This is a genomic window from Oceanibium sediminis (assembly GCF_003265325.1).
Lineage (GTDB): Bacteria > Pseudomonadota > Alphaproteobacteria > Rhodobacterales > Rhodobacteraceae > Halovulum > Halovulum sediminis.
In genome coordinates, this window is the sequence record NZ_QGNX01000002.1 from 359,579 (window position 1) to 378,565 (window position 18,987).

The 18,987-nt window shown below is 66.7% G+C and carries 17 protein-coding genes, 1 tRNA gene and 1 other RNA gene; 6 read left to right on the forward strand and 13 right to left on the reverse strand.

The features are described from left to right. Window positions 1–12: 12 nt before the first annotated feature. Entirely contained in the window at window positions 13–1,545 is a 1,533-nt protein-coding gene (locus DJ029_RS07165) for an acyl-CoA carboxylase subunit beta (RefSeq protein ID WP_112321666.1), read from the reverse strand. 190 nt (window positions 1,546–1,735) lie between these two features. Here DJ029_RS07165 and DJ029_RS07170 point away from each other — a divergent pair, with 190 nt between their 5' ends. Both DJ029_RS07170 and DJ029_RS07175 read left to right on the forward strand, forming a co-directional pair. Beyond that, window positions 1,736–3,136: a helix-turn-helix domain-containing protein gene (locus DJ029_RS07170; RefSeq protein WP_112321667.1), complete on the forward strand. Its 1,401-nt coding sequence runs from the start codon at window positions 1,736–1,738 to the stop codon at window positions 3,134–3,136. 76 nt (window positions 3,137–3,212) lie between these two features. Then, entirely contained in the window at window positions 3,213–3,617 is a 405-nt protein-coding gene (locus tag DJ029_RS07175) for a DUF3052 family protein (protein WP_112321668.1), read from the forward strand. A gap of 6 nt (window positions 3,618–3,623) precedes the next feature. Here the strand turns inward: DJ029_RS07175 and DJ029_RS07180 are convergent, their stop codons facing one another. After that, window positions 3,624–4,751 (reverse strand): carboxylate-amine ligase, encoded by a 1,128-nt coding sequence (locus DJ029_RS07180; protein WP_112321669.1) that lies wholly within the window; start codon window positions 4,749–4,751, stop codon window positions 3,624–3,626. Between the two features lie 236 nt (window positions 4,752–4,987). Between DJ029_RS07180 and DJ029_RS07185 the strand changes: the two genes are divergently transcribed. Continuing rightward, entirely contained in the window at window positions 4,988–5,320 is a 333-nt protein-coding gene (locus DJ029_RS07185; protein WP_112321670.1) for a nuclear transport factor 2 family protein, read from the forward strand. 265 nt (window positions 5,321–5,585) lie between these two features. On the opposite strand, the gene DJ029_RS07190 is transcribed toward DJ029_RS07185, so the two are convergent. From DJ029_RS07190 to ssrS, 5 genes are all read right to left on the reverse strand, one after another. Further along, complete coding sequence (locus tag DJ029_RS07190; protein ID WP_112321671.1) at window positions 5,586–6,326, reverse strand: YebC/PmpR family DNA-binding transcriptional regulator; 741 nt, start codon at window positions 6,324–6,326, stop codon at window positions 5,586–5,588. Between the two features lie 61 nt (window positions 6,327–6,387). After that, window positions 6,388–8,106, reverse strand: coding sequence for an SLC13 family permease (locus tag DJ029_RS07195; RefSeq protein WP_112322005.1), 1,719 nt, complete (start codon window positions 8,104–8,106; stop codon window positions 6,388–6,390). Window positions 8,107–8,283: 177 nt separating this feature from the next. After that, window positions 8,284–9,102, reverse strand: coding sequence for a TIGR00282 family metallophosphoesterase (locus DJ029_RS07200; RefSeq protein ID WP_112321672.1), 819 nt, complete (start codon window positions 9,100–9,102; stop codon window positions 8,284–8,286). 41 nt (window positions 9,103–9,143) lie between these two features. Next, complete coding sequence (locus DJ029_RS07205) at window positions 9,144–9,710, reverse strand: 5-formyltetrahydrofolate cyclo-ligase (RefSeq protein ID WP_112321673.1); 567 nt, start codon at window positions 9,708–9,710, stop codon at window positions 9,144–9,146. A 26-nt stretch (window positions 9,711–9,736) separates the two neighbouring features. Then, a non-coding RNA gene (gene ssrS / locus DJ029_RS22600) (6S RNA) lies at window positions 9,737–9,896 on the reverse strand. 119 nt (window positions 9,897–10,015) lie between these two features. Between ssrS and DJ029_RS07210 the strand changes: the two genes are divergently transcribed. Further along, the gene (locus DJ029_RS07210; RefSeq protein WP_112321674.1) at window positions 10,016–12,343 is read left to right on the forward strand and encodes a glycosyltransferase family protein; all 2,328 of its coding nucleotides are present in this window, start codon (window positions 10,016–10,018) and stop codon (window positions 12,341–12,343) included. 26 nt (window positions 12,344–12,369) lie between these two features. Then, entirely contained in the window at window positions 12,370–12,843 is a 474-nt protein-coding gene (locus DJ029_RS07215) for an MmcB family DNA repair protein (protein WP_112321675.1), read from the forward strand. Here DJ029_RS07215 and DJ029_RS07220 read toward each other — a convergent pair. Beyond that, window positions 12,812–13,021 carry a DUF6324 family protein gene (locus DJ029_RS07220; protein ID WP_112322006.1) on the reverse strand — a complete coding sequence of 70 codons (210 nt, stop codon included), beginning with the start codon at window positions 13,019–13,021 and terminating at the stop codon, window positions 12,812–12,814. The genes DJ029_RS07215 and DJ029_RS07220 overlap by 32 nt on opposite strands. Before the next feature lie 242 nt (window positions 13,022–13,263). On the opposite strand from DJ029_RS07220, the gene DJ029_RS07225 reads away from it, so the two are divergent. Further along, a tRNA-His gene (locus tag DJ029_RS07225) sits at window positions 13,264–13,340 on the forward strand. A 31-nt stretch (window positions 13,341–13,371) separates the two neighbouring features. Here DJ029_RS07225 and DJ029_RS07230 read toward each other — a convergent pair. The 5 genes from DJ029_RS07230 to DJ029_RS07250 all read right to left on the reverse strand — a co-directional run bounded on the left by DJ029_RS07230 (window position 13,372) and on the right by DJ029_RS07250 (window position 18,866). Further along, complete coding sequence (locus DJ029_RS07230; RefSeq protein ID WP_112321676.1) at window positions 13,372–14,376, reverse strand: ABC transporter ATP-binding protein; 1,005 nt, start codon at window positions 14,374–14,376, stop codon at window positions 13,372–13,374. Next, window positions 14,373–15,356 carry an ABC transporter ATP-binding protein gene (locus DJ029_RS07235; protein WP_112321677.1) on the reverse strand — a complete coding sequence of 328 codons (984 nt, stop codon included), beginning with the start codon at window positions 15,354–15,356 and terminating at the stop codon, window positions 14,373–14,375. Before DJ029_RS07235 ends, DJ029_RS07230 begins: the two co-directional genes overlap by 4 nt. Further along, the gene (locus DJ029_RS07240; RefSeq protein WP_112321678.1) at window positions 15,353–16,231 is read right to left on the reverse strand and encodes an ABC transporter permease; all 879 of its coding nucleotides are present in this window, start codon (window positions 16,229–16,231) and stop codon (window positions 15,353–15,355) included. The genes DJ029_RS07235 and DJ029_RS07240 overlap by 4 nt, the downstream gene beginning before the upstream one ends. Further along, a complete protein-coding gene (locus tag DJ029_RS07245) occupies window positions 16,228–17,202 on the reverse strand; it encodes an ABC transporter permease (protein WP_112321679.1) in 975 nt (324 codons plus the stop codon). Before DJ029_RS07245 ends, DJ029_RS07240 begins: the two co-directional genes overlap by 4 nt. Before the next feature lie 77 nt (window positions 17,203–17,279). Further along, window positions 17,280–18,866, reverse strand: a complete 1,587-nt coding sequence (locus DJ029_RS07250) for an ABC transporter substrate-binding protein (protein ID WP_112321680.1) — start codon at window positions 18,864–18,866, stop codon at window positions 17,280–17,282. Between the last annotated feature and the right edge of the window lie 121 nt (window positions 18,867–18,987).

Sequence of the window (18,987 nt, forward strand, 5' to 3'; positions counted from 1 at the left end):
GCATTCTCTGCATCACAGCGGGATATTGTCGTGTTTCTTCCACGGGTTCGCCAGGGACTTGCCCCGCAAGGCCGCGAAGGCGCGCACCACCCGGCGGCGGGTGGAATGGGGCATGATCACCTCGTCGATGAAGCCCTTTTCGGCGGCCACGAAGGGGTTGGCGAAGCGGCCCTCGTAGTCCTTGGTGCGCTGCGCGATCTTTTCACCGTCGCCCAGTTCCGAGCGGTAGATGATCTCCACCGCGCCCTTCGCGCCCATCACCGCGATCTCGGCCGTGGGCCAGGCGTAGTTGATATCGCCCCGCAGGTGCTTGGAGCTCATCACGTCATACGCGCCGCCATAGGCCTTGCGCGTGATCACAGTCACTTTCGGCACCGTCGCCTCGCCATAGGCGAACAGAAGCTTCGCGCCGTGCTTGATGACGCCGCCGTATTCCTGGCTGGTGCCGGGCAGGAAGCCGGGCACATCCACCAGCGTCAAGATCGGGATTTCGAACGCATCGCAGAAGCGCACGAAACGCGCCGCCTTGCGGGAGCTGTCGATGTCCAGCACACCCGCCAGCACCATGGGCTGGTTCGCCACCACGCCCACGGTCTGCCCGTCCAAGCGGATGAAGCCGGTCAGGATGTTGCCGGCGAAGTCCTTCTGGATCTCATAGAAATCGCCCTCGTCCGCCAGCTTCACGATCAGCTCTTTCATGTCGTAGGGCATGTGCGCGCTGTCGGGCACCAGCGTGTCGAGGCTCATCTCCAGCCGGTCGGGTTCGTCGAACACCTTGCGATGGGGCGGCTTTTCACGGTTGCTCAGCGGCAGCAGGTCCACGAGGCGGCGCGTTTCCATCAGCGCCTCCACGTCGTTTTCAAAGGCAGCATCCGCGACCGAGGACTTGGTGGTATGCGTCTTCGCGCCGCCCAACTCCTCCGCCGTGACGACCTCGTTCGTGACCGTCTTCACCACGTCGGGGCCGGTCACGAACATGTAGGAGCTGTCGCGCACCATGAAGATGAAGTCGGTCATCGCAGGGGAATAGACCGCGCCACCCGCGCAGGGGCCCATGATGACGCTGATCTGCGGCACCACGCCCGAGGCCAGGACGTTGCGCTGAAACACCTCGGCATAGCCAGCGAGCGAGGCGACGCCCTCCTGGATGCGCGCGCCGCCCGAATCGTTCAGCCCGATCACCGGCGCGCCGTTCTTCATCGCCATGTCCATGATCTTGCAGATCTTCTGGGCGTGGGTTTCAGACAGCGAGCCGCCCAGAACGGTGAAATCCTGGCTGAACACGTAGACCATGCGCCCGTTGATCGTGCCCCAGCCGGTGACGACGCCGTCGCCGGGGTACTTCTGCTCGGCCATGCCGAATTCCGTCGCGCGGTGGGCGACGAACATATCGAATTCCTCGAAACTGCCTTCGTCCAGCAGCACGTCCAGCCGTTCGCGCGCCGTCAGCTTGCCCTTGGCGTGCTGCGCGTCGATACGCTTTTGTCCGCCGCCAAGCCGGGCCTCAGCCCGGCGGGCCTCCAGCTGTTCCAGGATGTCCTGCATGCTCACGCCTCCCCTTGTTCGGGCCGGAGCGTAGCGCGCGGGGGCCCGCGGGAAAAGGCGGAAATAGTGGATTTGCATATTCATTGCGCGGCGGTAAGATCAAATTGCAGAATTGCGTACCCCCGTGGAGAGGCGCGGCGCGAACAACAGGCAGGAACCGGGGCAAGGCATCGGGCCGGAAAGGATCGGGATGAGCCAGCGCAAGCTTTACGCCGGGGTCAAGCTGCGGGAAATCCGCACCACCGCCGGGTTGACCCAGAAGGATTTCGCCGCGCGGCTCGGCGTGAGCCTCAGCTATCTCAACCAGATGGAAAACAATCACCGTCCCATCGCGGCGCAGGTGATCCTGTCGCTGGCGCGCGAATTCGCCTTCGACGTGACCGAACTGGGCAGCGACGGGGCCGAGCGCATGGTCATGGACATGCGCGAGGCGCTGGCCGATCCCGTCTTCGCGCAATCCCCCGTGGGGGATGCGGACCTGCAACTTGCCGCCTCCAACGCGCCCGCGCTGGTGCGCTCCTTCCTCGCGCTGCACCGCGCGCACCGCCAGCTGTCCGAGGAACTCGGCTCCCTGAACGAGGCGCTGGGAACGGAAGGCTCCGCACTCGCCCCCCTGCCCTGGGAGGAGGTGCGCGACTTCTTCCACTATTGCGACAACTACGTCGATCCGGTGGATCGCGCCGCCGAACGCTTTGGCGAGGCGCTGGCTGGTCCGGACCGGCTGGCCAGCATCGCCGCCTGGCTGGACACGGCCCACGGCATCACCCTGCGGACCGAGATCGGCGCCCCGACCCGCGCCTACGACCCCGAGGCGCGCACCCTGACCCTGGCAGCTGAATCCGGTGCTGCGACCCAGCTGTTCCAGGCCGCCCACCAGGTCGCCCTGATCGCCCATGACGACCTGCTCGAAGCCACACTGGACCTGGCCCGCTTCCGGTCGGACACCGCGCGGGCGATCTGCAAGACGGGGCTGGCGAACTACTTCGCGGGGGCGGCGCAACTGCCCTACACCCGCTTCCTGGCCGCCGCGCAGGAGACCCGCCACGACCTGGAGGTGCTGGGCCTGCGCTTCGGCGCCTCCATCGAGCAGGTGGCGCATCGCCTGTCCACCCTGCAACGCCCCGGCGCGAAGGGCATCCCCTTCTTCTTCGTGCGCGTGGACCAGGCCGGGACGATCACCAAGCGCCACTCCGCCACGCGGCTGCAATTCGCCCGCTTCGGCGGGGCCTGCCCGCTATGGAACGTGCACAGCGCCTTCGAAACGCCAGGCCGCTTCCTGCGCCAGTTAGCCGAAACCCCAGACGGCAGCCGCTACCTCAGCCTGGCGCGGGACGTGTCCAAACCAGGGCCGAGCTTTCACACGCCGGTGCGCCGCTACGCCATCGGGCTGGGGTGCGAGGTCAGCCACGCCGAGGCCATGGTCTATGCCGACGACCTGGACCTGACCGCGCAGGCCACGTTCGAGCCGATCGGCGTGTCCTGCCGGATCTGCCCGCGCCAGACCTGCCACCAACGCTCCGTCCCGCCGATGGACCGCGCCATCAGCATAGACCCGAACGCGCGCGGCACCCTGCCCTACCGCCTGGGTTGACACCGCCGCGCATGTTGCCACATCACCGCGATGGCGCGACACTGCCGGGACGTTTGCACCACGGGAGGACGCACCAATGCCAGCCGGCTACTCGGGCACGCCCCTGACCCGGAAACTGTCCCTGAAGGACGGCCTGCGCACCCGCTTCGAGGGGATGCCACCCTCCGTCGCGCGCGAAATCGCGGAAAACGGCCCCAGCCTGCACCCGGTTACCGAGCCACCCTACGACGCGCTGCACATCTTCGCCACCGAACGCCGCGCGCTGGAACGCCGCCTGCACCAGGCCCGCACGGAGATCGCGCAAACCGGCTTCATCTGGGTCAGCTGGCCCAAGCGCGCCGCGAAAACCGCCACCGACATCACCGAGGATACGATCCGCGAGATCGCCCTGCCCCTCGGCCTCGTCGATGTGAAGGTCTGCGCCGTGGACGCCACCTGGTCCGGGCTGAAGCTGATGATCCGCAAGGAATTGCGCGGCTGAGCGCGGCTATTCCACGAACTCCCGGATCAGGTGATCCACCACGGCGATTCCCGCCTCCTTGGCCGAAGCGCCCTTGTCCAGCGCCTCCCTGTGGGCCGCCCGCTGGCGCTGTGTCGAGGTGCCGTTCGCCAGGATCCGGCGCAGCTGCGCCAGCTCGGCCCGGCAGCCCATCAGCTCGGCATCGGCGGAGAACATGTCGATCATCTCTTCCACCAGGTCCTCACAGGGGACCAACTGGCTGCGGCCGTGGTCCACCAGCTTGCCTTCCGCGCCGTAGCGCTGCGCGCGCCAGCGGTTTTCCATGATGATCGTGCGCGGATAGATCCGCCAGCGCTGGTTGCGCGTCTTCAGCCGGTAGAGATACGCCATCAGGCTCTGGTACACCGCCGCGATCGCAGCCACGTCGCGGGTGCGGCTGCACACGTCGGTGATCCGCTGCTCCAACGTCGGGAACTTGTCCGAGGGGCGGATGTCCCACCAGATCTTCGTCGCATCTTCGATGCAGCCCGCGCGCACCAGGTGGTCCACCAGCTTGCGATACTCGTTGTAAGAGCCCAGCTCATCCGCCAGTCCGGTGCGCGGCAGCGCGTCGAACACCGTAAGCCGGTAGGAGGCGAGGCCCGTATCCTCCCCCTCCCAAAAAGGTGAGGAGCAGCTCAGCGCCAGAAGATGCGGCAAGAAGTAGGAGGCCTGGTTCATCAAATCGATCCGCAGGTCCTCATCCTCGATCCCGATGTGGATGTGCATCCCACAGATCAGCATCCGCCGTACCGCCTGACCCAGGTCCCCCGAAAGCTGGTCATACCGCTCCTTCTTGGTGTGGAGCTGCTCGCGCCAGCGGCTGAACGGATGGGTCGAGGCCGCGATCGGCGCATACCCATGCGCGTTGGAGACCTTCGCCACCCCCGCCCGCAACGCGCGCAACTCGGACACCGCGTCCCCCACCGTGCGATGCGGCTTCGTGCCCACCTCCACCTGGCATTGCAGGTACTCGCCGGTGACCTGGTCGCCCACCTCGCCCCGGCAGGCTTCGAGGAAATCCGCGCTCGGCTCGCGCACCAGTTCGCGGGTCTCCAGGTCGACGATCAGATACTCCTCCTCGATCCCCAGCGTAAAGGTCGGTCTGTCGGACATGATCCACCCCGTTGTTTTGCGAAAAGATTAACGGGTTTGGAGTGGGAGTCTATGGGGAGGATTTCCGGGATGACCTTTTCAACGAAATGCAGTGCAACCCAGCGCCCAATGCCAGTCGACCGGACATGCCCGCTGCGATATGGGCCACGACCCAGATGCCAACTGCCCGAATCGTTGTACCGGAAGGAAAAACGGCACAGGGTGAAAGTATGTAAACAGGCCATTGGGGGGTTATCATGGCACTTTTCGAGAAAATGAATGACGCAATTAAAGACCGAGATCTAGATGCATATCTGGCACTTTACAGCGAGGACGCCGTTTTTGTCCGGCATCAATCGGGGACGGAAATGAGCAAACCCGAGTTCGGTGACATGATGAAGAAGATGTTGGCCTCCGATGTGACTGACTTCGGATCACGGCGCCGCATCTATGAGAACGACGACATCATTGTTGTGCATTCCGTAAATGATTATCCTGATGGCAGTCGCGAGGCGGTCTTGATGGCCTGTACCAAAAAGGACGGCAAGATCACCCGTGTGGAGACAGGCGCGACACCCCTCCAGAAGTGATGCGACGCGCGGGGGACATCAGTTTGCCCCCTGCCTAACCTTGGGATTCACGTCATTCCCGCAATTCCCGGCTCGTTGATTCAAGCCGGAGTCAGAAGTCCGACTGCTCCGTTCGTGGCGCTGAATATGCGCAACATATCCTGCTGGAAGGGACCTCATTGATGGGGCTTCGTGGCGGCCTGCGCCCTTGCGCGGACCGCCATTATCAGCCAGCAATCCGGCAACCACTCCGGACGGCCTGACGCAAATCCAACCGCACGCGACTTCAGAGCTGTTCCATCACCTCGTCGGGGATGTCGAAGTTCGCGGTGACGTTCTGCACGTCGTCGTCGTCTTCCAGGCTCTCGATCAGGCGCATCAGCTTCTGCGCGCCGTCCAGGTCCAGGGGGGTCGTGGTCTGGGGTTTCCAGATCAGCTTGGTCGTTTCGGACTCCCCCAGTTCCGCTTCCAGCGCGGTGGACACGTCGTTCAGGTCGTTCGCGTCGCAATAGATCTCGTGCCCGTCTTCCGAGCTTTCGACGTCTTCCGCCCCCGCCTCGATAGCGGCCATCATCACGGTGTCGGCGTCGCCCACGCTCGCCGGGTAGACGACCAGCCCCTTGCGATCAAACATGAAACTGACCGCGCCGGTTTCCGCCAGGTTGCCGCCGGACTTGGAGAAGATCGATCGCACGTTGGACGCGGTGCGGTTGCGGTTGTCCGTCATCGCCTCGACGATCACGGCGACGCCTTCTGGGCCGTAGCCCTCGTAGCGGATCTCGTCATAGGTTTCCGCGTCCCCGCCCTGGGACTTCTTGATCGCGCGTTCGATCACGTCCTTGGGCACCGACTGGGACTTCGCCTCCTTCACTGCAAGGCGCAGGCGGGGGTTCTTCTCCGGGTCGGGATCGCCCATCTTGGCAGCAACCGTGATCTCCTTGGAAAGCTTGGAGAACAGTTTCGAGCGCGCCGCATCCTGCCGCCCCTTGCGGTGCTGGATATTCGCCCATTTGGAATGGCCTGCCATCGAAGTCCTCTCTTCAGGTTGGATGATTACTGCGGCTTATACGCCCGGCCCGCGGACAAGTTCAAGTGAGCGGCCAGAATAGCGGGATCAACACCGCCGAAAGCACCCCGAGGCTGATGTTCAGCGGCGCCCCGATGCGCAGGAAATCCGTGAAGCGGTAGCCCCCCGGTCCGTAGACCAGCGTGTTGGTCTGGTAGCCGATGGGCGTTGCAAAACTGGCCGAGGCCGCGACCATCACCGCCACGACCAGGGGGCGCGCGTCCACCCCGATCGCCGCCGCAAGGCCGATGGCCACCGGGGTCACGACCACTGCCACGGCGTTATTGGACACCAGCTCCGTCAGCACGGAGGTCAGCAGGAACACGCCCCAGATCAGCAGCGGCGCGGGCAATCCCGCCAGCATCGGGGCCAGCGCCCCGGCCACCAGCGCCACCGCGCCCGAGGCTTCCAGCGCCGCCCCCACCGCGAGCATGGAAAAGATCAGGATCAGAAGCCGCCCCTCCACGAACTCGAACGCCTCGTCCCCGTCGATGCAGCGCGCCGCGAGCACGATCGCCACGCCGACCACCGCCAGCACGAAGATCGGCGCGACGCCCAGCGCCGCCAGCCCGACGACCGCCGCCAGCACCAACAGCACCAGCGGCGCATGTCCACGCCGGTAGCTGCGGTCCGTGGGATGCGCGATATCGACCAGCCCGGCCTCCTGCGCGAGGCGGCGGATATCCTCGGGCGCGCCTTCCAGCAGCAGCGTGTCGCCGACGCGGACGGTCACATCGTCAAGCTGGCGCCCGATGTTCTGGTTCCGCCGATGCACCGCGATGGGATAGACGCCGTAGCGCCGCCGCAGCCGAAGCGAGCCCAGCGTGCGCCCGATCAGCGAACACCCCGGAGAGATCAGCGCCTCCACCGTGGTGGTGGAGCGCGACGACAGTTCGTCCACCATGCGCACCGCGCCGCTTTCCTTCAGGCCCAACACCTCGCCCACGGCGGTGCGCAGGATCACCCGGTCGCCGCGCTCAAGCACCACGTCGGGAAAGCGGCGGCGCAGCGATTCGTCGCCGCGCAGCACGTCGATCACCCGTGCCCCGGCGCGCTGGAACAGGGCGACCTTGAACACGGTCTCGCCGATCAGGGGTGACCCCTCGGGGATCGCGACCTCGGTGAAGAATTTCATCTTCTTCCGGTCGGTCAGGATATCGGCCATGCTGTCCCGCTCGGGCAGCAGCCACGGCCCCAGCACCCGCAGGTACAGCAGGCCCCAGGCCGCCAGGATCAGCGCCAGGGGCGTAATCTCGAACAGGGTGAAGGGCTCCAGCCCGTTGGCCTGCGCCACCCCGTCGACAAGCAGGTTGGTCGAGGTGCCGATCAGCGTGCACAGCCCCCCGAGAATCGCCACGTAGGACAGCGGAATCAACAGCTTGGACGGGGCGAGGTTCATCTTTTGCGCCAGCGACACAGCCACCGGGATCAGCATGACCACAACCGGCGTGTTGTTCATGAAGGCCGAGGCGAACAGCACCGCCACCGCGAAGGTGCCCAGCACGAAGACCGGGCGCGTTTCGACCTGCCCTCCGATCTGCTTGGTCAGCGCGTCCAGCGCGCCCGTGCGCACCAGCGCGCCCGACATCACGAACATCGCCGCGATGGTCCAGGGCGCGGGGTTGGAAAAGACGTCGAGGACCGCCTCGGCGCTGAGCACGCCGCTCCAGAGCAGGACGGCGGCGCCAATCAGGGCCACCACCTCGGTCGGGTAGGTCTCGCGCAGGAAAAGCAGGAACATGCCCGCCAGTACGGCCAGCGTGAAAAAGGCCGAAAACCCCTCGATCGGAATAAGATCAATCACCTGTGTACGGGTCCTCTGCCCCTGGGTCCGTGCGGCGTCACAGCATGACGGATCACCCCGTAACCCTCAAGCGTCGTCTTCAGGTGTGGCCTATGCCCACCCCGGTTGTGCAATTCATCCGCCCTGGGTGGTATCCGCCAAGCGCCCGCCAAGGCGCAGCGGTTCCACCGCCGTGGCGCGCCCGGTCTTGTCGTCCGTCACGACCAAGACGCCGCAAACGCTAGCCTCGCCGCTTGCGGGGGTGAAGCGGCCCTTCACCATGCCGGTGACGAAGCGCGACAGCGGTTCTTCGCGGTCCATGCCGATCACGCTGAGGTAATCGCCGCACATCCCCGCATCGCTGAGATAGGCGGTGCCCTTGGGCAGGATCTGTGCGTCGGCCGTCGGCACATGGGTATGCGTGCCCACAACGAGCGAGGCCCGCCCGTCGCACCAGTGCCCCATGGCCATCTTTTCCGAGGTCGCCTCGGCATGGATATCCACGATCACCGCCTGCGCCAGCCCGCCCAGCGGCGCGGCCTTGAGCGCGCGGTCGATCTGGCTGAACGGGTCGTCATAGGGGCGCTTCATGAACACCTGGCCCAGCACCTGCGCGACATAGACCCGCCGCCCGTCCGCCAGACGGAACAGGTGCGCGCCCTTGCCCGGCGCGGTCTTGGCGAAGTTCAGGGGGCGCAGGATTCGCGGCTCGCTGTCGATATGGGCCAGCATGTCGCGCTGATCGAAAGCGTGATCGCCCAGCGTCAGGCAGTCGATCCCGGCTTCCAGGAACTCGCGCGCATTGGTGGCCGACAGGCCCATGCCGGCGGAGGCGTTCTCGCCGTTGACGATCAGGAAGTCGAGCTTGAGGTCCTGACGCAGCTGCGCGACCCGCTCCAGCACCGCCGAGCGACCGGACCGCCCAACGACATCGCCCAGAAAAAGGATTCTCATGCCGCGCACCTAGGCCGGGCGGCGCAGAAAAGCAAGACGGTTCAGCCGCCTGCGCTCAGCCCGGCTTCGGTCACAACGGCGTCGAGGCGCACATCGGTCGGCTCCGTCGGCACCGAGGGGACCAACTGCGCGTGATAGGCAAACCCATAGACGGCCATCGGTTTCACGGCACGCAGGCCCGCCAGCGTGCGGTCATAAAAGCCGCCGCCATAGCCGAGGCGGTAGCCCTGCGCATCGAAGGCGAGCAGCGGCGCGATGACCACATCGGGGCTGAGATCCGGCCCGGCTTCGGGGATCGGCGCGCCGAAAGCGCCGGGGATCAGCGCCATGCCGGGCCGCCAAGCGCGAAACTGCAACGCCTGGCCGGGCCCCTGCACCACGGGCAGGCAAAGCGCATACCCCTCGGCGTGGAGCGTTTCCATCGCGGGGGTGGGGTCGATCTCCGTGCGGATCGGGGCGTAGGCGGCCACGGTCGTGCCGCCCGGGTGCCGGCGCACAAGGTCGCAGAGCGCGGCACTGGCCGGCCCGGGATCGACTGTGCCATGGGCGATCTTGCGCCGCGCGAGCACATCGGCGCGCATCGCCGCTTTCGCGGCGGCGACGGTCATCGGAGATGCGGTCATCGGGAAAAGGCGGCGGGCCCGCAGCGGCCGTTGGGGCACTTGATCCTTGAGAGCCTGGTAAACCAGGTGGGCACCAGGTGTGTAAGACCAGGATCGAACACAGAGCCAGCTCCCTCAAGAAAGATTAAGGCCACTAGGATGTAGGCCCCGTCACGAGAAGAGCAGAACCCGCCTGCCCCTAAAATAGGCGGTTAGCGGCGAAAGAGAAGGGGTCTCTCGCCACCCATGCTTAATAAATGCCGACCACCCCTTAAGACAGCATTAACCAAGATTGATGCAACATCGCGGGCATGAGCCCGCCGCCGCCCCCCTGCCCAGCGCACACCGCGCCCCCCGCCGATGCCCTGCCGCCCGACCTTTGGGTCCTGGGGGCCTTCGGGATGACCGGCGGTCACATGGCGATGCACACCGCGCAAACGGTGGCGGCGGCACTGGAAGGGGGCGCGCGCGTGCGCTGCATCTCGCTGCATCCCGGCGCCTTCGCCGAAGGGGACGTGGCGCGTCTGCCCGCAGGCATGGACGCGGCCCCGTCGGCGGGGCAACCGCGGGGACGGTATCCCGCCGGGGTGATCTATCTGCGCAGCCTGTGCCGGATGGCGGGGCCCGGGCGGCTGCGCCGTGCCGTGTTCTGGTTGCGCCGGCTGCGCCAGGCCCGCGCCCTGGCCCGTTCCACCGGGCAGCTGGTGTTGATCCATGACGGCGCCGGGCACCCGGCGGGGGCGCGGGTCCTGCAGGCGTTGCTCTCGCTCTGGGTCGGTTTCGGGCACCCTTGCGCCAGCCGCGTGCCGCTGGCGACGCCGCCCGCGCTGCTGCTGAGCGCGAACCTCGGCCTCAGCCCGGGAAGCCAGACCGCCGAGCAGGCCGAATCGGTGATGTTCCGCCACATCCAGACCGACGGCCACGCAGAGCTGCGCCTGACCGACACCCACGTGGCGCGCGCCCTGCTCCTGCCGGAGGCGCTGTCGCTGCCCCCGGACACCCGCGCCGACATCCTGGACCTGGCGCGGCGCGCGCGCACCCTGCAGGGGCGCGACGTGGAGGCGGCGATGCGGCAGGCCACCTTCAACCCGGCCGGGGATGCGCCCCGCGCCCTGCGCGCCGCCTTCGCGGTGGCCGAAAGCGGGTTGCCCGCAATCGCCCAACACCTGCGCATCATCGGCAAACGCCGCCGCCACTGGATGCGCTTCGTGCCGCCGGATGCGCGGGCCTGCTGGACGGCCCCGGGGCTTGAAGGCGCGGTGCTGCGCCACCTCGCCAATCACAGGATGCAAGCCGGAGACCTCGCGCATCTGAGGGGGCTTGCCCGCCCACTGTTCGACGGACCCGGCGCGCCGAGCCGGCTGGACTGGTTCCTGTGCCTGGCCCTGCGGGTGCCGGTGGAGCAGGCCTCCTCGCTGCGGGCGCCATGGCGTTGCGCGCACCTCGCGAACCGCCTGGCGCAGGCCTGCCCGCCAAGGCAGCGCGACCGGGCCGCGCCGCCGCGCCTGACCGTGGCGGGGTTCGCGGCCAACGGCACCGGGCTCAGCCAGAATTTCTGGATGAGCGTCCACGCGCTGCAACTGGCGGGCATATCCCCGACGCTGGCGCCCACCGACACGCAGGCCGGGCACCTGGAAACGCTGCAACAGCCCGAAACGCCACAGCGCAGGCTGATGCGCGATGTCACGCTCTACCACCTGAACGCCGACCGCATCCCGCAGGAGATCCTGGCCGACCAGCCCAATGCCGGGCGCTACAACATCGGCTTCCTGCTGTGGGAACTGGATCGGGTTCCCGCCGCGCATCGGCTGGCGCTGAAGATGCTGGATGAAATCTGGGTGCCGAGCGTCTACCTGAAGCGGCTGTACCAGGGCCAGTTCGATGGCGAAGTGGTCCTGATGCGCAAGGGGCTTGTCCTGCCCCCGCCCGACACCGCCAAGGTTCCCGAAAAGCGTGGCACGCGGTTCGTGATCTGCTTCGACGAACGCTCCTCCGTCGCGCGCAAGAACCCGCTGGCGGGTGTGCGGGCCTTCCAGGCGGCCTTCGCGGCCGGCGAATCGGCGGAGCTGATCGTCAAGAGCACCCCCGCGCCGCCGGGCCACCGGGGCGACCCCGAGCGGCAGATGGACGAGATCCGCCGCCTCGCCGCCCGCGACAAGCGGATCACGCTGATCGAATCGCACCTGCCCTTTCCCGCGCTGCTAGGGCTGATAGCATCGGCTGATGCGCTGCTTTCGCCCCACCGGGCGGAGGGATTCGGCTACCTGCCCGCCTTCGCGCTGAGTCTGAAGGTGCCGGTGATCGCGACCGATCATGGCGGCTGCCGGGATTTCCTGTCCGAGGACACGGCGTTTCCCCTGCCCCACGACCTGGTTCCGGTGCCGCGCGGCCACGCGATCCACCGCACCCCCGGGGCCCGCTGGGCCGAGGTCTGCGTTCCCTCCATGGCCGCCGCCATGCAGGCCCTGCACCGGGACCCGGCCCCGGCGCGGGAAAAGGCGCGGCGCGGACAACTGCTGATGCAGACCGACTACAGCCTCGGCGCGCAGGCCGAACGCTACGTTCAGCGGCTGGAAACCCTCGGGCTGGTCGAAACGCTGGCCGCGCCCGTGTCCCTTGCCGGCAGCGCGCTTGACTGAATGTTCACTTAATGTTTCGCTAGGGCATGAGCACCCCGGACCTGCAACCCGGCCAGCGCCTTGCCAGGGGCGTAAGCCGCCACCTTGAAACGCTGGGCTTTTCCAGCGTGCTGGAATTCGTGCCCGCCCGCGGGTTGCGGGTGGATGTCATCGCGCTTGGCCCGAAGGGCGAAATCTGGGTGGTGGAATGCAAGTCCTGCCGGGCCGATTACATGGGCGACAGCAAGTGGCAGGGTTACCTCGAATGGTGCGACCGCTATTTCTGGGCGGTGGACGCCGATTTCCCGCAGGACCTGCTGCCCGAGGAAACCGGCCTGATTCTCGCCGATCCCTATGACGCCGAGATCCTGCGCCTCGGCCCCGAGTCGAAACTGGCCGCCGCGCGGCGCAAGGCGATCACGCTGAAAGTGGCGCGCACCGCCAGCGACCGGCTGCGCCGCGTCATGGATCAGCCGATGGCGGCGATCGTCAGCGGCGCCGGCCTTTCGCCGACTCGGTGATCTTGCGGGCCTGCGCGGCGGCGGCGCGCAGTTCCTCGGCGATTTCCTCGGCCTCTTCCGGGTCGAAATCAAGCGGCAGATCGACGCCGTTGCCAACCAGGTAGATGCGCACCATGCCCTGGTCGGTCGGTCCGACCTGCAGATTGGCTTCGATTTCGCTTGGTGTATTGATCCCCATCGCGGGCGCCCCCTTCGTGTCCGGCTGGCCATTGCAATAGCGCTGGGCGCGCGCGATATCAACCACGCGCCGGCGCCGCGCATCCCATCGCGCGCCCATTCCCGGTTGATCCGGAACGCGTCCCCCAACCATCGCGCGAACCGCGCTGAAACGCGTTTGGCAAAAACCGCGGACCAGGCCTCAAAACAACGGCACAGACGCTTGCAATCCGGAAACGGAAACGCTACCTCCTTCGCCACGGTGCCGGCTTAGCTCAGTTGGTTAGAGCGCTTGATTGTGGATCAAGAGGTCCCCCGTTCGAGCCGGGGAGCTGGTACCACCCACTTTTACAGCCAGAACGACGTCGCGGATCAGTACCGCTGAAGCTGCGCTTCGGCGTGGTGGCAGGCCGCGACGCGCCCTTCCCGCACGTCGCGCAACGGGGGGATGTCGAGCGCACAAACCTCGCTCGCCAGGGGGCAGCGCGGGTGGTAGTGGCAGCCCGGCGGCGGCGACAGGGGGGACGGCACCTCGCCCTCGATGGGCTCGAAGTGCACCAGTTCGTCCGCATCCAGCACCAGTTTCGGGACCGAGCCGAACAGCGCCGCCGTATAGGGGTGCGCGGGCCGCTCGAACACCTGCCCCACGGGACCAAGCTCGACGATACGGCCAAGGTACATCACGGCCACACGCTCGCTAACGTGACGCACCACGGACAGGTCGTGACTGATGAAGACGCAGGTCAGATCGAGGTCGCGCTGAAGCTGCAGGAACAGGTTGATGATCTGCGCCTGGATCGAAACGTCGAGCGAGGCGACCGGCTCGTCACAGATCAGCACGTCGGGCTGCATCGCCAGCGCGCGCGCAATCGCGATCCGCTGACGCTGCCCGCCCGAGAACTGGTGCGGGTAGCGATCGACCCAGGCCGGGTCCAGCCCGACGCGCCCGAACCATTCCGCCACGTATGCCTTGGCCTGCGCCTTTGTGGTCAGCCCGTGGGCAATCGGCCCCTCGGCGACGGTCATGCCCACCTTCATGCGCGGGTCGAGGCTGGCGAAAGGGTCCTGGAACACCGTCTGCACGCGGGTCGTCACCTTGCGCCCGCCTTGCATCACCGGCGCGCCGTCGATCTGCACCGTGCCTTCCGAGGGTGGCAGGATGCCCGCGATCAGCCGCCCCAGCGTGGACTTGCCACAGCCCGATTCCCCGACCAGGCCCAGGGTTTCGCCCTTTCGCACCGTCAGGCTGACGCCAGAAACCGCCTGCACGTGGCGCGTTTCCACCGATGCGCCGAGGCGCGCGGCGATCTTTTCGCCGGTGGTCAGGTTCGGGCCGAAGCTGCGGCTGACGTTGGCGACACTCAGGAAAGCGCTCATGACACCGCCCCTTCACTCAGGCCCACGGGGTGGAAACAGCGCCAGGCGCGGTCGCCCCGCGCTTCAAGTGCGGGGTCGGTCGCGCAGACGTCACTGGCGCGCGCGCAGCGCGGCGCGAAGGGGCAGCCCTTGGGCAGGGACAGCAGCGACGGGGTGGTCCCCGGTATCTGGCTGAGCGGCGCGCCCGGTTCCGCCGTTGCCGGAAGCGAGGCGATCAGCCCCGCCGTATAGGGGTGGCGCGGATCGCGTAGCAGCGTTGCTGTCGGCCCCTGCTCGACGATGCGCCCCGCGTACATCACCGCCAGCTTGCTCGCCAGGCTGGAGACGACGGCAAGGTCGTGGCTGATCCAGATCAGCGCGGTGCCGGTTTCCCGCGCCAGGTCGCGCATCTGGAACAGGATCTGCGCCTGGATCGACACGTCCAGCGCGGTCGTCGGCTCATCCGCAACGATGACCGACGGGCGGTGCAGCAGCGCCACCGCGATGGCCACGCGCTGGCGCATCCCGCCGGAAAACTCGTGCGGATAAGCGCCCAGCCGCTCGCGCGCGGAAGGGATGCCGACCTGTGACAGCAACTCCGCCGCGCGCGTATCGGCCCCGCGCCGGGAGGTGCGCTCATGCGCCTCCATCGCCAGGCGCATCTGCTGGCCGATGGTCAGCATCGGGTTCAGCGTGGCGATAGGGTCCTGGAAAATCATCGAAATCTCGCGCCCGCGCCGCGCGCGCAGGCCGCGCTGGGACATGCCCACAAGCTCGGTCCCGTTCAGCTTGATGGACCCGCCCACGATCCGCCCTGGCGCGTCGACCAGCCCGAGCAGGGAAAACCCCGTCACCGTCTTGCCGGAACCGCTTTCGCCGACCAGGCCCATGATCTCACCCGCCGCCAGATCGAAGGACACGTCGTCCACGGCCTTCACCACGCCCGCGCGGGTAAAGAAATGGGTGCGCAGATCGCGCACGGACAGGACCGGGACGCTCATTTGCGAAGCCTCGGGTTGAACTGGTCGCGCACCTGGTCACCCACGATGTTGATCGCCACGATCAGGATGATCAGCGCCACGCCGGGATAGACGGAGATCCAGTAGCGCCCGCTCATCATGTAGGGAAACCCGTTGGAGATCAGCATACCAAGGCTCGGTTCCGTCACCGGCAGGCCGAGGCCAAGGAAGCTGAGCGTCGCTTCCAGCGAGATGGAGTTGGCGATCTGCACCGTCGCCACCACGATCAGCGGCGGCATGCAGTTGGGCAGCAGGTGGCGCAGGATGACGACGCGACCCGACAGCGGCGTGGCGAGCGCGGCTTCGATATAGTCCTTGCCACGCTCGGCCTTGGCAGCGCCATAGGCGGTGCGCGCGAAATAGGCGTATTGCGCTGCTACCAGTGCACCGATCAGCTGCGCCTTGCCCTGCCCCAGAAGCGCGACCAGCACCAGCGCCAGCAGTATTGCCGGGAAGGACAGCTGCAAATCCACGATCCGCATGATCAGCGATTCCAGCCGCCCGCCAAGATAGGCGGCCAGGATGCCAAGGCTCGCCCCGATGGTCAGCGCGACGAGGCCGGCGGCCAGCCCGATCTGGATCGAAATCCGCAAGCCGTAGAAGATGGCCGACAGCAGGTCGCGCCCCTGCGGGTCCGTTCCCAGAAGATGCGCGTATCCGCCCGAGCCGACAAAGCCCGGCGCGCGGCGCGCGTCCAGCAGCGACAGGTTGGCCAGGTCATAGGGGTTCTGCGGCGAGATCAGCGGCGCGAAGATCGCCAGCAGCGACATCAGCACCACGACAACCAGCGCCACGACGGCGACACGGTTCTCACGAAACTCCGCCCAGAAGCGGCCAAGGGGGGTGCTTTGCCTCATGCGCTTGCCCCGTGGCGCACACGCGGGTCGATCAGCGCGAAGACCAGGTCGACGACGAAGTTGATCGTGACGAACAGGAAGGCGACCAGGATCAGGTAGGCGACCATGACGGGGCGGTCCAGAACCCCGATCGAGTCGATGATCAGCTTGCCCACGCCGGGCCAGGAAAAGATCGTTTCCGTCACCACGGCGAAAGCCAGCGTCGAGCCGAGCTCAAGCCCGAAAACGGTGATGATCGGGATGGAGATGAGTTTCAGCAGGTGACGGCGCAGGATCGTCCCCTCCGACAGGCCGGCGGCGCGGGCGAACTTGATGGTGTCTGTCAGCATGATTTCCCGCGTGCCCGCGCGGGCGAGGCGGATCATCATGGCCAGTTTGAACAGGGCCAGGTTCAGCGCGGGCAGCACGATATGGGCCAGCCCGTCGAGCGTCGGAAAGCTCCACGGGACACCCCAGATCAGCACCGTATCCCCCCGCCCGCCCGCGGGCAGCCAGCCAAGGTTGACCGCGAAGGTCAGGATCAGGATCAGCCCGACCCAGAAGGACGGCACGGAAAAACCCAGCACCGACACCGCCATGATCGTCTTGGCCAGCCAGCTGTCGGGGCGATACCCCGCATAGATGCCAAGCGACACGCCGAGGACAGTGGCGGTGATGACCGAGATCAGCACAAGCTCCAATGTCGCGGGCAGGCGGCCGCCGATCAGTTCCAGCACCGGGATGTTGTAGACGAAGGACCGCCCCAGGTCGCCCTGCAACAGGTTGCCGATGAAGATGAAGTACTGCTCCCACAAGGGCCGGTCGAGGCCGAGCCGGCGGATCGCCTCGGCCCGGATTTCCTGCGTGGCGTCGGGGGGAATAACGATGTCGATCGGGTTGCCGATGGCATAGACGCCACAGAACACGATGACCGACATCACCGCCATGACGACAACGGCCTGCAGGAAGCGCTGGATGATGAAGCCGAGCATTCAGACCCTCGATTGCGGGGAGTTCGGGCACAGGAAGGCCGGGCGGCGCGCCGCCCGGCCGGTTCGCTCAAGCCCGGTCAGGACGCGGGCTTGATGAAGAAGGCCAGCGTGTCCTCGTCAAAGCGCGGGGTGAATTCCAGCGTCCCCGCCTTGGTGCCCCAGACCGTCTGAAGCTGCACGATGGAAATATAGGCCTTGTCCGCCATCACCTTCGCCATCGCCTCCTCGTAGGTGGCGCGGCGTTCGTCCGCGTCCAGCATGGTGGCGGCGGCCTGCAGAAGCTGGTCGACCTCCTCGTTCTTGTACTCGATGCGGTTGAAGGCACCCAGTTTCACATCCGGGTCGTTGGAATGGGCCAGGCTGCCCAGCGTGTAGGACGCCTCGCCCGTCAGCGTGCCCCAGCCGTTCATGAACATGGAATATTCCAGCCGCGCCTGTGCGGGGAAATACACCGTCTTGGAGATCGCGTTGACGTTGGTCTTGATCCCCACCTGCGTGAACATCTGGCCCAGGCCCTGGCAGATCGCGCCATCGCCGGGCAGGCGGTCGGCGGTGCAGTAGAGATCCACCTCGAACCCGTCCGGGTAGCCCGCGTCGGCCAGCAGCTGCTTCGCCTTTTCGGGGTTGTACTCGGGCATCGGTATATCCGCGTTCGAGCCGAAGAAGCCCGGCGGCATCATCTGGTTGGCCGGCTTGCCCAGCCCCTCAAGCACGATGTCCACCATGGTTTCGCGGTCGATCGCGTGATCGATGGCCTGGCGCACGCGCAGGTCGCGGAACGGGTTCTCGTCCAGCTCGGAGCCGTCGATGGCGCGAACCAGCGGCGTATCCTCACGCTGATCCAGTTGCAGGTTCATGATGTAGACGCTGTCGCCCTTGACCGCGTCGATGCCCGGATCCCGCTCAAGCGCCAGGTAGTCGACGGAGGAGACGTAGTTGATCACGTCCACCTGCCCCGCCTTCAGCGCCGCAAGGCGTGAGCTGTCGTTGGGAATTTCCTTGCGGATCACCGTTTCCCACGCGCCGATGCCGCGCCAGTAGTCGTCGTTGCGCTCAAGCACCAGATCGCCTTTCGGCTCCCAGCTGACGAACTTGTAGGGGCCGGTGCCGATGGTCGCCGCGCCGGAGTTGAACCCCTCGGCCGCGGTTTCCGGCGTGGAATAGTCCGCCGCCGCGTCCGAGCTTACGATGAATAGGCGCACGAAGTCATAGGGCAGCGTGGCCGCCGGGCCGTCTGTGTTGATGTGCAGCGTGTAGGGATCGATGATGTCGATGCTGGCCACCCGGCGCACGTAGATCGTAGTGGTCGTCGGGCCGGTCACGACCGGGATACGCTCGATGGAGAATTTCACGTCCTCCGCGTCGAAGGCGGACCCGTCGTGGAACGTCACGCCCTCGCGCAGCTTGAATTCCCAGGTGTCCTCGTCGATCGGCTCCCAGCTGGTGGCCAGGCCCGGCTCGATCTGCAGATCGTCGCCGGACCAGACGAGGGTGTCGAAGATATGCTTGGCCGCTTCCGCGTGGGGGCCCAGCGCCGAGTAGTGCGGGTCCATAGACTCGGGACCGCCGCGAACGCCCATCGTCAGCGTCTGGGCCGACACGGCCCCCGCCGCCGTCAGCCCGAGCGCAACCACAAGGGGCGCGAGGAATTTCTGATGTCTCATAAGTTACCCTTCCCGTTGGCGGACTGGGCGGTTTGGCCCCCCATGCCCGGTAAGTAGCGTCCCATTTGGAACTTGCCACTCGAGCATGGGGCGGCTTATGCTCTCGGTCAAGTTCAATTTG